The sequence below is a fragment of the Streptomyces solincola genome (assembly GCF_002982015.1).
Lineage (GTDB): Bacteria > Actinomycetota > Actinomycetes > Streptomycetales > Streptomycetaceae > Streptomyces > Streptomyces solincola.
Genome location: NZ_PVLV01000416.1, coordinates 1 through 12,872, shown reverse-complemented (window position 1 = coordinate 12,872; position 12,872 = coordinate 1). Strand labels below are relative to the sequence as shown.

At 76.0% G+C, this 12,872-nt stretch carries 12 protein-coding genes and 1 pseudogene; 6 read left to right on the top strand and 7 right to left on the bottom strand.

Annotated features, from left to right (window positions below):
* Positions 1-283: 283 nt before the first annotated feature.
* Both C6N75_RS23480 and C6N75_RS23475 read right to left on the bottom strand, forming a co-directional pair.
* Complete coding sequence (locus tag C6N75_RS23480; RefSeq protein ID WP_105870890.1) at positions 284-1,282, bottom strand: zinc-binding dehydrogenase; 999 nt, start codon at positions 1,280-1,282, stop codon at positions 284-286.
* A gap of 147 nt (positions 1,283-1,429) precedes the next feature.
* Positions 1,430-2,602, bottom strand: a complete 1,173-nt coding sequence (locus C6N75_RS23475) for an FAD-dependent oxidoreductase (protein WP_105870889.1) — start codon at positions 2,600-2,602, stop codon at positions 1,430-1,432.
* Positions 2,603-2,730: 128 nt separating this feature from the next.
* On the opposite strand from C6N75_RS23475, the gene C6N75_RS23470 reads away from it, so the two are divergent.
* On the top strand, positions 2,731-3,078 hold the full coding sequence (locus C6N75_RS23470; protein ID WP_105870888.1) for a VOC family protein: 348 nt from the start codon (positions 2,731-2,733) through the stop codon (positions 3,076-3,078).
* Between the two features lie 10 nt (positions 3,079-3,088).
* On the opposite strand, the gene C6N75_RS23465 is transcribed toward C6N75_RS23470, so the two are convergent.
* From C6N75_RS23465 to C6N75_RS23455, 3 genes are all read right to left on the bottom strand, one after another.
* Positions 3,089-3,589 carry a hypothetical protein gene (locus tag C6N75_RS23465; protein WP_105870887.1) on the bottom strand — a complete coding sequence of 167 codons (501 nt, stop codon included), beginning with the start codon at positions 3,587-3,589 and terminating at the stop codon, positions 3,089-3,091.
* 276 nt (positions 3,590-3,865) lie between these two features.
* On the bottom strand, positions 3,866-4,480 hold the full coding sequence (locus tag C6N75_RS23460) for a response regulator (protein ID WP_105870886.1): 615 nt from the start codon (positions 4,478-4,480) through the stop codon (positions 3,866-3,868).
* Positions 4,481-4,482: 2 nt separating this feature from the next.
* Positions 4,483-5,763, bottom strand: coding sequence for a sensor histidine kinase (locus C6N75_RS23455; RefSeq protein WP_105870885.1), 1,281 nt, complete (start codon positions 5,761-5,763; stop codon positions 4,483-4,485).
* A gap of 291 nt (positions 5,764-6,054) precedes the next feature.
* On the opposite strand from C6N75_RS23455, the gene C6N75_RS23450 reads away from it, so the two are divergent.
* On the top strand, positions 6,055-6,753 hold the full coding sequence (locus C6N75_RS23450) for a GlcG/HbpS family heme-binding protein (RefSeq protein WP_258177570.1): 699 nt from the start codon (positions 6,055-6,057) through the stop codon (positions 6,751-6,753).
* 101 nt (positions 6,754-6,854) lie between these two features.
* Positions 6,855-8,204, top strand: a complete 1,350-nt coding sequence (locus C6N75_RS23445; RefSeq protein WP_258177569.1) for a M1 family metallopeptidase — start codon at positions 6,855-6,857, stop codon at positions 8,202-8,204.
* Between the two features lie 199 nt (positions 8,205-8,403).
* On the opposite strand, the gene C6N75_RS23440 is transcribed toward C6N75_RS23445, so the two are convergent.
* Positions 8,404-8,979 carry a TerD family protein gene (locus C6N75_RS23440; RefSeq protein WP_105870883.1) on the bottom strand — a complete coding sequence of 192 codons (576 nt, stop codon included), beginning with the start codon at positions 8,977-8,979 and terminating at the stop codon, positions 8,404-8,406.
* 156 nt (positions 8,980-9,135) lie between these two features.
* Between C6N75_RS23440 and arfB the strand changes: the two genes are divergently transcribed.
* Positions 9,136-9,564: an alternative ribosome rescue aminoacyl-tRNA hydrolase ArfB gene (gene arfB / locus C6N75_RS23435; protein ID WP_105870891.1), complete on the top strand. Its 429-nt coding sequence runs from the start codon at positions 9,136-9,138 to the stop codon at positions 9,562-9,564.
* Between the two features lie 110 nt (positions 9,565-9,674).
* Here the strand turns inward: arfB and C6N75_RS23430 are convergent, their stop codons facing one another.
* Positions 9,675-10,298, bottom strand: a complete 624-nt coding sequence (locus tag C6N75_RS23430; RefSeq protein ID WP_105870882.1) for a flavin reductase family protein — start codon at positions 10,296-10,298, stop codon at positions 9,675-9,677.
* A gap of 303 nt (positions 10,299-10,601) precedes the next feature.
* Here C6N75_RS23430 and cdgB point away from each other — a divergent pair, with 303 nt between their 5' ends.
* Both cdgB and C6N75_RS23420 read left to right on the top strand, forming a co-directional pair.
* On the top strand, positions 10,602-12,452 hold the full coding sequence (gene cdgB / locus C6N75_RS23425; RefSeq protein ID WP_105870881.1) for a diguanylate cyclase CdgB: 1,851 nt from the start codon (positions 10,602-10,604) through the stop codon (positions 12,450-12,452).
* A 97-nt stretch (positions 12,453-12,549) separates the two neighbouring features.
* A pseudogene (locus C6N75_RS23420) lies at positions 12,550-12,872 on the top strand (hypothetical protein); the annotation flags it as partial.

Genomic DNA, 12,872 nt, shown 5'->3' with positions numbered 1-12,872 from the left:
GCGGCCGTACGGTGCGCGGCGGCCGCCGCGCACCGTACGGCCGCTGTACGCCGTGCGGTCGCCGCACGCCGTACGGCCGCCGCGAAGGGGCTGCCGCCTCCCTGCGCCTTCAGTGCCCTGATCGCCATGTCTCTGCCCTCCGGTTGCCGGCCCGCGGTCGGGAGGGATGGTGCGGGCGGGGGGAAGGCGGCCCGTGGTGCCACACCCGGCGCTGCGACGGTCGCGTGAAACGTTTCACCCGCAGGGCCGGGGGCCGGGCCGTCGGGGCCGCCGGGCGGGAGGGTCAGGGGACGAGGACCACCTTGCCGACCGTCGCCCTGGTCTCCAGGGCGCGGTGCGCGGCGGCCGCCTCGGCGAGCGGGAAGCGCTGGACGGCGGGGCGCAGTCGGCCGGCGGCGGCCTCGGCGAGGGCGCGCAGCTCCAGGGTGCGGATGTCCCCGCCGGCCCGGTCGAGCATCAGGCGGCCGAGCACCTGGTGGGAGGTGATGCCCCGGGTGGCCAGCTCCTCCGCGGTGAGGGTCAGCGGCTCGCCGTCGCGCAGGCCCTCCCCGGCCCAGCCGTACACCAGGTGGCTTCCGCCCTCGCCGAGCAGGCCGACCGCGGCCCGTGCGGTGTCGCCGCCGACCGCGTCGAAGACGACCGTGGCGGGGCGTTCCCCGAGACGGGCCCGGACCTGCTCCGGCCAGTCGGGGCGGAGGTAGTCCACCGCCAGGTCGGCCCCGTTCTCCCGGACCAGGGCGGTCTTCTCCGGGCCGCCGGCCAGGCCGACCACGGTGGCGCCGGCGCTGCTCGCGTACTGGACGAGGAGGGTGCCGATGCCGCCGGCCGCGGCCAGCACGACGGCGGTGCTGCCGGGGCCCGGCTCGGCGAACTGGAGGATGCCCAGGGCGGTGCGGCCGGTGCCGATCATGGCGACCGCGGCCGCCGGGTCCAGGCGCTCCGGGATCTCGTGCAGGCGGGCGGTGTCGGTGACGGCCAGTTCGGCGTAGCCGCCCGGGACCATGCCCAGGTGGGCGACGACCCGTCGGCCCAGCCAGGCGGGGTCGGCGCCCTCGCCGAGCCGGTCCACGGTGCCGGCGACCTCGCGGCCGGGGATCGTGGGCAGCGGGGTCGGGGCGGGGAACGGCCCCTGCTCGCCCTCGCGCAGCGCGGTGTCCAGCAGGTGCACCCCGGCGGCCGCGACGGCGATGCGGACCTGGCCGGGGCCGGGGACGGGGTCGGCGCTCTCCTCGTAGGACAGGTTCTCGGCGGGACCGAAGGCGTGCAGGCGTACGGCGTGCATGGCGGGCTCCTCACGAGGGAGAGGGGGCGAGGGAGAGGGGTGACGGGGGCGTACGCCGAGGAGCCTGCGGTCTCAAGTCCGGTTGAGGTCAAGCGCGGCCGGGGGCGCGGGTGATCAGGTGCCGCTCCCGGCCGGGACGGGGACCGCTCAGGCCCGGGACGGGGACTGCCGCAGCGCCAGCTGCGCCGCGCGCTCGCCGCTGGCGAAGGCGACTTCGGCCAGCAGACCGGGCGCCGCGACCCGGTCGCCGGCCAGCAGCACGCCCGCGCCCCGGTCGATCGCCGGGCGGTCCCGCCAGGTGGCGCCGGGCGGGTCGACCGCGCCGGTACGGCCGTCGGCCACGCTCGTACGGCGGTGGCGCTCGCGGTCGCGCCAGTCCGGGCAGGCGGTGTCCAGCAGGGCCTCGGCGCGGGCCAGTCCGTCGGCCTTGGCCTGCCCGGGGCCGATCGGGAACTGGCCCTGGAAGAGCTGCTCGCCGGCCGGCGCGAGCCCCGGGTCCTGGGCGGTGAAACGCTCCAGCCAGCCCGGTGCGTCCAGGTCGGAGACCACGTACGGGTCGCCTGCGCGCCGCCGCAGCGCCAGGTCGAGCAGGACCGTGCGCCCGCTGGGCCAGGTCAGGGACGGGTCGTCGCCCAGCAGCGGTCGGGCCGCGTCCAGCGAGGTGGCGACGATGACCGGCCCGCCGCCGGAGGGGAGGGCGTCGAGCCGCGCCGACGTCTCGATCACCACGCCGAGGTCGCGGGCCCGGGCGGCCATCCGGTCCACCAGCCTGCCCCAGCCGCCGCGCGGGAAGTGGGCCTGCGGGGGCAGGGCGGCGACCCGGCGCAGCCGCTCCTGCACGAAGCGGGCGGACAGCGCGCCCGGGTCGTGGTGGAAGAGGGCGACCGCCGAGAAGTACGCGGCGGCCCGGGCCGCGTCCGGGCCGGCGATCCCCGTCGCCCAGTCGGTGAAGGAGGCGTCCACCGGGGCGGCCTCGGCGCGCACCCGGACCAGCCGGAACAGGCCGGGCGCGGGCGTGCGGCGCAGTCGCCCCCCGCGGTGGAAGCGGAACCGGGCGGCCTCGCGCAGCGGCGCGGCGGCGAGGGGGCGGAGCAGACCGCGCGGCTTCAGCCAGGCCCAGGCCGCGCCACCGCTGTACAGGGCGTGCGGACCCTCGTTGGCGCGGTACGGGCCGTCGGCGGTGCGCGCCCGGCCGCCGAGCCGGTCGTGCGCCTCGTACAGGGTGACGGCCGCGCCGCCCTCGGCGGCGGTGACGGCGGCGGTCAGGCCGGCCACTCCGCCGCCGACCACGGTGAGGCGGTGTCTGCTGGTGCCAGTCATGGAGCTCTCCCTGCCGGTGGGCCCGTGCGCTCGGGCCCCTCGGTACAGAGACCGGGCAGGGCTCCGGAATGTGACAGCCGCGCGCGGCGGCGATCCTGGAGGGACACGAGCGGAAGGGGCTCCCTCCCATGTCCTTCACCCATGTTCTCGCCGTCGTGGCCGTCCGCGACATGCCGACGGCGACCGAGTGGTACGCACGGCTGTTCGGGCGTCCGGCCGACGCCAGGCCGATGGACGGGCTCGCCGACTGGCACGTGGCGCCCACCGCCTGGGTGCAGGTCTACCGCTCGCCCGAGCAGGCCGGGTCGTCCATGGTCAATCTCGTCGTGCCGGACCTCGACCGGGCGGTCGCTGAGCTGGCCGAGCGGGGCATCACGGCCGGGGCGGTCGAGTCGGGCACCGGGCGGGTGCGGTTCGCTGCGGTCCACGACCCGGACGGCAACCGGGTCGCCCTCATCGAGAGCCCGGCGACGTAGGGACCGCCCGCTACGGGAGGCGGGGGTAGCGGGCCTGGAGGTCCCAGACGGCCGGGTTGTCGGCCAGGCCCTCGTGCATGTCGGTGAGGTCGGCGAGCAGGTCGTGCAGGAAGTCGCGGGCCTCCCGGCGCAGCTCGGTGTGCGCGAAGGTCAGCGGCGGCTCGTCGCCCGGCATCCAGTCGGCCTCGACGTCGACCCAGCCGAAGCGGCGCTCGAACAGCATCCGGTCGGCGGACTCGGTGAAGTCCAGCTCCGCGTACTGCGGGCGGGCGGCGCGGCTGCCGAGCGGGTCGGTGTCCAGCCTCTCGACGATGTCGCAGAGCGCCCAGGCGAAGTCGAGCACCGGCACCCATCCCCAGGCTGTGGACACCTCGCGGTCGGCCTTGGCGTCGGCGAGGTAGACGTCGCCGCAGAACAGGTCGTGCCGCAGGGCGTGCACGTCCGCCCGCCGGTAGTCGGTCTGCGGGGGATCGGGGAAGCGGCGGGAGAGCGAGTAGCCGATGTCGAGCACGTAGGCGATGGTCCCACGGCGACGCGGGACGCTGCTCACACGTTCGAGGGAACGAGGGACGGATCGGTCACGGGGACGGTTAAGTCACCGGGACGGTTCGGTCACGGGGGGCGGTTCGGTCACGGGGACGGATCGGTCACCGGTGGGCGGCCTACTCTGGGAGCGTCGCTCCCCAGCGCGGGAGGTCTGCCGTGGCCCCGCCCGGCGAAATCCTCCCCCTCCCCGAACCGCTCGGCTTCGACCTGGACACCAGCAGGTTCTGAAGCGGGCCGTGCACTACCCCAGCAACCGCTGCTCCTTCGCCACCGCCACCGCGCCCGCCCGCGTGTCCACACCGAGCTTGGCGTAGATGCGCCCCAGATGGGTCTTGACGGTGGCCTCGCTGACGAACAGGGCGCGGGCGATCTCCCGGTTGCCCAGGCCGCGGGCGAGCTGCCCCAGGATGTCCCGCTCGCGCGGGGTGAGCGCGGGCGCGGCGGACGGGGCCCCTGCCCGGCGGGCCACCGGGGCGGACAGCGTGGCCCGGCCGAGCGCGGCGGCGTGGATCGCCGCGAACAGCTCCTCCGGGCGCTCCGCCTTCAGCAGGTAGCCAGTCGCCCCCGCGCCGATCGCCCGGGTCACGTCGGCGTCGGTGTCGTACGTGGTGAGCACCAGGACCCGGGGTCCCGGGCCTCCTCCCGCGGTGATCCGGCGGGTGGCCTCCACTCCGTCGATGCCAGAGCCGAGCTGGAGGTCCATCAGCACCACGTCGGGCCGCAGCTTGGCCGCCACGGCGACGGCCTCCTCCCCGCCGGCGGCCTCCCCGGCCACCGCGATGCCCTCGGCGCTGTCCAGCAGGGCGCGCAGCCCGGCGCGCACCACCGCGTGGTCGTCGCAGATCAGGACCGTCACGCTCACGGGGCCGCCTCCAGCTCGTCCGGGGAGAGGGGGTGCAGGGGGATCGCGGCCGAGAGCACCGTGCCCTCGCCGGGCGCCGACTCGACCGTCAGGACCCCGCCGAGCTGGCGCACCCGGGCCCGCATCGCCGGCAGCCCGTGCCCCCGCCCGTCCGCCCCCGGCGCCGGGCTCGCTCCGGGCGCCCCCGGCGCCGGGCCCGCTCCGGGGAGGAGAAGGCCGGGGTCGAAGCCGCGGCCGTCGTCGGCGACGTCCAGTACGAGCTGGTCGTCCAGGTAGGTCAGGCTGAGCGCGGCGGAGCCGGCCGCCGCGTGCTCGCGTACGTTGGCCAGCGCGCCCTGCGCGATCCGCACCAGCGCCGCCTGGACCCGCTCCGGCACCGCGTCCGGCGGCGTGCCGTCCACCCGCAGCTCGGCCGACTCCCGGGCGGCCACCGCCCGCAGCGCTTCCTCCAGGCCGCCGCCGCGCGCCAGGTCGGCGGGGGCCAGGCCGTGCACGAACCGGCGCGCCTCGGCCAGCCCGTGCTCCGCGCCGGCCGCCGCGGTCCGCACCTGGCTGCGGGCGGTCGCCGGGTCGGCGTCCCAGGTGCGCTCGGCCGCCTGGAGCAGCATCCGCTGGCTGGACAGGCCCTGCGCCAGGGTGTCGTGGATCTCCATGGACAACCGCTGCCGCTCGGCCAGCGCACCCGCCCGCCGCTCGGCCTCGGCCAGCCCGCGCCGGGTGCGCACCAGGTCGTCGATCAGCGCCCGCTGCCGGGCCGACTGCCGCTGCGACCGGATGAAGACGGCGGTCGCCACCGCGGCCACCGCGGGCGGCGCGACCAGCAGGTTCGGGTCGAACCCGGCCCCGCCCGCCAGCTTCGACTGCGCCGCCATCACGAACGCGGTGAGCAGCACCACCAAGGCGAGTGAGGCGCGTGTCGGCAGGGTCCGCAGCCCGGTGTAGAACAGCGGCACCGCACACCAGGCGAAGCTGGGCGCCAGCACCACCAGCACCACCCAGACGGCCACCACCGCGCCGAGCCACAGCAGCCTGCGGGCCGGACGGGGCGGCCCGGCGGCGGGCGGCGAACCGCTCCCGGCCCGGTCGGCGGTGTCCCCGACCACGTACAGCAGCGCCAGCACCGCCGAGAGCGCGACGACCCAGGCTCCGCGGTCGGCCCACGGGTGCCGCAGCAGGAAGCGCGCCAGCGAGGCCCCCAGCAGCAGGAAGAACGCGACCCGCAGCACCCGCTCCAGCCACCGCCCGTCCGGGTCGTCCGGCCCGTCCGGCTCGCTCACCGGATCCGGCCCCGCCGGTCCCCCAAGCCCCGCCGGTCCCGCCGGCCTCTCGGGCCCTTCCCGCCCGTTCGGCCTCTCTGCCCCTTCGGGCCTCTCCGACCCCTCGGGCCTCTCTGGCCCCTCCGGTCCGTTCGGCTCGGGGAGCGGCGCGGCTCCGGGGCGCTCGCCGGATGCCGGCTGCGTCTGGTCGGTCACCGGACCTCCTCTCGTACGCCCATGGTCGCCCCGCTCCCACGGGCCCGCATCAACCGATCGGCTGACCCGGACCCGCCCCGGCCGCCGTGAGGATCGATGGCGAGGCAGCACCCCGCAGCCCACCGCACCGCCGCACGAGACGAGGAGCCGGCCGCCATGGACACCACCCCGGGCACCACCCCGCAGCACGACGACACCGCCGCCCGCCGCAACGCAGCCGCAGGCCGCCGCCGGCCCACCCGGCGGGCCAGGGCCGCCGCCCTGACCGGGGCCGTCGCCGCCGCGGCCGCGCTCGGCGCGGGCACCTTCGGCGCGATCTCGGCCAACGCCGCCGCCCCGGAGGCCCCCGCCCCGGCCGCCGCGGCCAAGGCCGAGGCCGCGCCCAAGGGCCTGACCCGCACCACCCACCTGACCGTGGACGCCGCCGCCCGCGCCGCCCAGGCCGCGCTGGACGCCGCCGAGAAGGACCGCCAGCGGGTCACCGTCGCGGTGGTCGACCGCAACGGCAACACCATCGTCACCCTGCGCGGCGACGGCGCGGGCCCGCAGTCCTACGAGTCGGCCGAGCGCAAGGCGTACACCGCCGTCTCCTGGAACGCCCCCACCTCCGAGCTGGCCGGCCGCCTCCAGTCCACGCCCCACCTGAAGGACATCCCGGGCACCCTCTTCCTCGCCGGCGGCACCCCGGTGACCGCCGACGGCGCCCCGATCGCCGCCATCGGCGTGGCCGGGGCCCCCAGCGGCACCCTCGACGAGCAGTACGCGAAGGCCGGCGCCGCCGCGCTCGACCGCTGATCCCGAGGGCGGACCGCAGCCGCAGGCCGCCCCCCGACCACACCGGGGGCGGCGGCCCGCCCCCGGGTGCGATCACCAGCCAGATTCGTACGATCGGAGGGGTGCGCCCCCGCCACCAGCGCCGCGCACGCGCACAGCGCGGCGGCGAGGTGCGGGGGACGGCCGGGGCCGCCGGCGTGGGCGACCCGTACTTCCCCGAACTGGGCAACGGCGGGTACGACGTACGCCACTACGACCTGACCCTGGCCTACGACCCGGCGACCGCCGGACTGACCGGCACCGCCGCCATCGACGCCCGCGCCACCCAGGACCTGAGCGCCTTCAACCTCGACCTGACCGGGCTCACCGTCTCCGCCGCCACCGTGGACGGCCGGCCCGCCGCCGTCTCCCGCACCGGCGGGGAGCTGACCGTCCGTCCCGTCGCCGCCCTGCGCGAAGGCGCCGACTTCCGGACGGTGGTCCGCTACTCCGGCCGCCCGCGCACCCTCACCGATCCCGACGGGTCCCGGGAGGGCTGGCTGCGCACCGCCGACGGGGCGGTGGCGCTCGGGCAGCCGGCCGGTTCCGCCACTTGGTTCCCCGGCAGCCACCACCCCTCCGACAAGGCCACCTACCGGGTCGCCGTCACCGTGCCCAAGGGCCTGGCGGCCGTCTCCAACGGGGAGCCGGGCGAGCGGCGCACCAGCGGGAACCGCACCACCCACACCTGGCGGACCAGCCAGCCGATGGCCAGCTATCTGGCCACCCTCGCCGTCGGCCGCTACCGCACCACCGACACCCGAACCCCCGCCGGACTGCCCGTGCACAGCGCGGTGCGCGGCCGGGTCGGGACGCTCCCGGACCGCGTGCCCGAGGTGCTGGCCTGGGCCCAACGGCGTTTCGGGCCCTACCCGTTCGCCTCCGCCGGGGTGATCGTCGACCCGTCGGTGGACGCGGGCTACGCGCTGGAGACCCAGAACCGCCCGTTCTTCGGCCGGGGCAGCCTGGACCTGGCCACCCTGGTGCACGAGCTGGCCCACCAGTGGTACGGCAACTCCGTCTCGCCGGCGACCTGGCGGGACATGTGGCTCAACGAGGGCTTCGCCACCTACGCGGAGTGGCTCTACGGGGAGGACGTCGAGGGCGTGCCGGTGGACCGGCGGTTCGACACCGCGTACGCCGCCGACGCCAACTGGGCCTTCCCGCCCGCCGATCCGCCGGCCGCCGCGGACATCTCGGCCGCGCCCGTCTACGAGCGGGGCGCGATGGCGCTGCACCGGGTGCGGCGCACCGTGGGCGACGCCGCCTTCTTCGGCATCCTGCGGGACTGGGCCGCCGCCCACCGGCACGGCAACGCCTCCACCGCCGACTTCACCCGCTTCGTGGAGCGGCGGGCCGGCGGCCGGGACCTCTCCGCCCTCTGGCAGGCGTGGCTGTACGGCGAGGGGCGACCCGCCGCCGGCCGGCCGTGACCGGCGCACCGGCCCGTGACCGCCGTGCCAGCCCGTGACCGCCGTGCCCACCGGCGAACCGGTCCCGACCGCCGGACGGCCGTGACCGGCGTACCGGCAGTGACCGCCGGACAGCCGTGACCGCCGTGACCGGCGAACCGGTCCCGACCGCCGACCGCCGACCGCCGTGACCGGCGGGGCGCCCCCTACCCGTACCGGCTCAGATGTTGACGCCGAAGTCCCGGGCGATGCCCTCCAGTCCGGAGGCGTAGCCCTGGCCGACCGCGCGGAACTTCCACTCCGCGCCGTGCCGGTACAGCTCGCCGAAGACCATCGCGGTCTCGGTGGCGGCGTCCTCGCTCAGGTCGTAGCGGGCGATCTCGGCGCCGCCGGCCTGGTTGACGATCCGGATGTAGGCGTTGCGGACCTGGCCGAAGTTCTGCGAGCGGCTGACCGCGTCGTAGATGGAGACCGGGAAGACGATCTTGTCGACGTTGGCGGGGAGCCCGGCCAGGTTGACGTTGATCTGCTCGTCGTCGCCGCCGCCCTCGCCGGTGCGGTTGTCGCCGGTGTGCACGATCGTCTGGTCCGGCGTCGCCTTGTTGTTGAAGAAGACGAAGTGGCCGTCGGAGGCGACCCGTCCGGAGCCGTCCACGCCGATCGCGGAGGCGTCCAGGTCGAAGTCGGTGCCGGTGGTGGTGCGGACGTCCCAGCCGAGCCCCACGGTGACGGCGGTCAGCCCGGGCGCCTCCTTGGTCAGCGAGACGTTGCCGCCCTTGGACAGGCTTACAGCCATGGGAGTCCCTTTCCTCGGTGGTGCGGGGTGCTGCGCGCGCTCGGTGCGGCACAGCTCACAGCGAGGAACGCGCGACGCGCCCGGACGGTTCCAGGGCGGCGGACGGGCCGCGAAAAGAGGGTGACGGAGGGCGGCCGTGCGGGAACCATGGAGGACATGTCCGGTCCCCATGTCATCCGCGGCTCGGTCTGCCTGCCCGAGGCCGAGCTCCAGTGGCGCTTCTCGCGCTCCTCCGGGCCGGGCGGCCAGCACGTCAACACCAGCGACTCCCAGGTGGAGCTGCGCTTCGACCTGGCCCGCACCGAGTCGCTGCCGCCGGTGTGGAAGGAGCGCGCGCTGACGCGACTGGCGGGGCGGCTGGTGGACGGCGTGGTCTCGGTACGCGCCTCCGAGCACCGCTCCCAGTGGCGCAACCGCGAGTCGGCGGCGGTCAAGCTGGCCGCGCTGCTCGCCGAGGCGTCCGCGCCGCCGCCCAGGCCGCGCCGGGCGACGAAGGTGCCGCGCGGCATCAACGAGCGGCGGCTGCGGGAGAAGAAGCAGCGCGCCGAGACCAAGCGCGGCCGCTCCCCGAAGGACTGGCACTGACCCGCGGGACGGGCTGCCGTGCCGCAGCCTGGACGACGGGCCCGGTACGGGGCACCGGAGGGGTCGCGCTGACCCGCGGGACGGGCGCCGCACGGCGGTCCGGGGCGGGCTCAGGCCAGGTGCCGGTAGCGGCCGCGGAAGTAGGTCAGCGGCGGGGCGTCCGGGGCCGGCAGCGCGGTGGCCAGCACCCGGCCTATGACCAGGGTGTGGTCGCCCGCCTCGACGCGCTCGTGCGTCCGGCACTCCAGCGTCGCCAGCGAGCCGCCCAGCAGCGGGGCGCCGCTCGCCTCCCCACGGGTGTGCGGGACGTCCGCGAACAGCAGCTTGTCGCTCAGCCGGCCCTTCATCGCGAACCGCCCGGCCACCTGCCGCTGCGCCTCCGACAGCACTGAGACGCCCCACAGCGGCTGTTCGGCCAGCAGGTCGTCCATCCGGGAGCCGGCGCGCAGGCTGACCAGCACCAGCGGCGGGTCGAGGGAGACCGAGAGGAAGGCCGTCGCCGTCATGCCGACGTCCTCGCCGCGCGGGCCGTGGTCCGGGTCATGGGCCGTCACCAGCACCACCCCGCCGGTCAGCCGGGACATGGCGGCCCGGAACTCCTCGTCGCTCACCCCATCAGCATGGGGCACGCCGCCGCCGTGCGGGGCGCGGCGGTCGGCGGTGGGAGACTGGGGCGAAGTGGTCGTCGTGGGCAGCACACCGGAAACGCTAACCGGGGCCCCAGGCGCCCGCATCGGGCCGGAGGACCAGCCAGGACCTAGCCCGGACCCCACCCCGGTCCTAGGACGCCGGGAGCAGTCCGGCCGGGTCCGGGGCCGTTCACCTGGCGGCCCGCCTGGCGTTACCTTCGGTTCACCGGGACTTCCGGCGGCGTCGTGCCGGAAAAGATGCTTGTGTGACTTGAGTCACAGAAGGAAGTATTTGTTGACCCTGTGTACCGGGTGTGCAGCTCGCTGTGATTCAGTGGCGGGGACCGTGCAACACGATCGCCGATGAGAACACTGGAGTTGCTGTCGAGGTCTCGGGGAGAGCGAACAATGGAGACCGAGTCGGAGCCGTACGTCCGCCTTGCCACCCTGCGGCAGTTGCATCAGGTCGTCGCCAACCTCAACACGGCGCGGAGCCTCGCCGACACGCTCCAGACCGTCGCCGACGGCGTCATCGCCGGCCTCGGCTACGAACTCGCCTGCGTCAACCTGGTGCGCCCCGACGGTGACCTGGTCGTCGCCGCGTTCGCCGGCAGTCCCGCCGCCGAGGCGCTGATCACCGGCCGGGTCGGCTCCCGCCTCTCCTGGGAGCGCCGGCTCGGCATGGGCGAGTCCTGGGGCGATCTGCGGTTCATACCGCACACCGAGGGCTGGGTCCTGATGGACGACGACGTGCCGCAGTGGCACACCGACGGCCCCGAGCCGCGCTTCGCCGACGAGTGGCATCCGCACGACCGGCTCTACGCCCCGATGTACTCCCCCACGCTCGCGCCCGTCCGCGAGGGCGGACCCCCGCCCGGCCACGGCCGCGAGCTCCTCGGCGTCATATCCGTCGACCGCCCCCGCAACGGCCGCCACCCCGGGGCCTGGGGCCAGGAGGCGCTCCAGATGTACGCCTCCCAGTCGGCCATCGCCATAAGCAACGCCCGCCTCCGCTCCAACATGCAGCGCGCCCTGGTCCGCCTCGAACGCGAGCAGCAGGCCCTGCGCGCCAGCGAGGAATCCTTCCGCCAGGCCTTCGAGTACGCGCCCTCCGGCATGGCCATCGCCGAGCTCGGCGGCGACCAGCACGGCCGACTGCTGCGCGCCAACGACGCCCTGTGCCGGTTGCTCGGCCGGCCCTCCGCCGTGGTGCGCCGCTACTCCTTCGCCGACCTGGTCCACCCCGAGGACATCGGCACCCTGCTGCGCACCTCCGCCGAGGGCGGCCGCGCCGAACTGCGCCTCGCCCGCCGGGACGGCACCTACGTCTGGGTCTCGCTGCGCAACTCCGTCGTCGCCGACACCGCCGACGGCCCCCGCTTCCTCCTCACCCACGTCGAGGACATAGAGGAACGCAAGCGGCACGAGCTCCAGCTCGCCCACCGCGCCTCCCACGACGCGCTGACCGGCCTGCCCAACAGCGCCGAGCTGCGCGCCCGGCTCAGCGCCCGGCTCTGCTCCCGCCCGCACGCCCTGCGCACCGCCGCCGGCGCCTACGGCGGCGGCCCGCACGGCTACGAGAGCCAGGGCGGCCACGACGCCCGCGAGGGCGTCGCCGACCCCGCCCACCACCAGGACTACGGCCCCGAGTACAGCGCCGGGTACAGCCGCGAGTACGGCCAGGCCCCGGAGTACGGCCCCGGCCCCGAGCACGCCGCCGACTACACGGAATACGCCGACTACAACGACTACGCCGAGCACGCCTACCGCTCCGGCGACGGTTTCGACTTCGCCGCCGGCGGCGGGCCCTACGACCACCATGTGCACGCCGCCGCCCCGGACGGCGAGGTGGACGACGGGACGAAGGGGCTCGCGGTCCTCTTCTGCGACCTGGACGGCTTCAAGTCGATCAACGACCGGTTCGGCCACCACACCGGGGACGCGGTGCTCATCGAGGTGGCGCGGCGGCTCAGCGCGGGCGTCCGGGACGGTGACACGGTGGCCCGGCTCGGCGGCGACGAGTTCGTGGTGCTCGCCGACGGACTCGGCGCGGCGGACGCCTCCGACCTCGCCGTGCGGCTGCGCAACGCGATCATCCCGCCCATCCGGGTGGACGGCCGGGCGGTGCGGGTCGGGGCGAGTTTCGGCATCGGCTGGGCCGAGTGCGGGATGACCGTCGAAGAGGTGCTGAACTCCGCTGACCAGCGGATGTACATCGAGAAGCGCTCCCGCTCCAAGGTGCACCGCCGGGCCGGCTAGCCCCGGGCCGCCGCTCGGGCGCGAAGCGGTCTAGCCCGTACGGGGTAGGCTCGGCTGCTCGGTGACGGTTGTCGAGCACGGTGAGGAGTGACCAGGGATGGCTGCCGGTGACAACGGCGGACCCCACGGCGGGCCGAACGGCGCGAACACGCCGGAGGACGACGATCCGTTCGGCTACCTCTACGCGGACGGTCAGGCCGCGGGGGCCCAGCCGCCGCACTCGGGCGGCTACGGATACCCGGGCCCCGCGCCCCAGCCGGGACGGCCGCGTACCTCGTACAACCAGGTCAGGGCGGTAGGCGAGCGCCAGTACGGCTACCCCGCGCAGAGCTCCGCGCCCCAGGGCGCCCCCCAGCCCGGCTACGGCTACCCCCCGGCCGGCTACGGCCAGCCCACCGCCCCCCAGCAGCAGCCCTACGG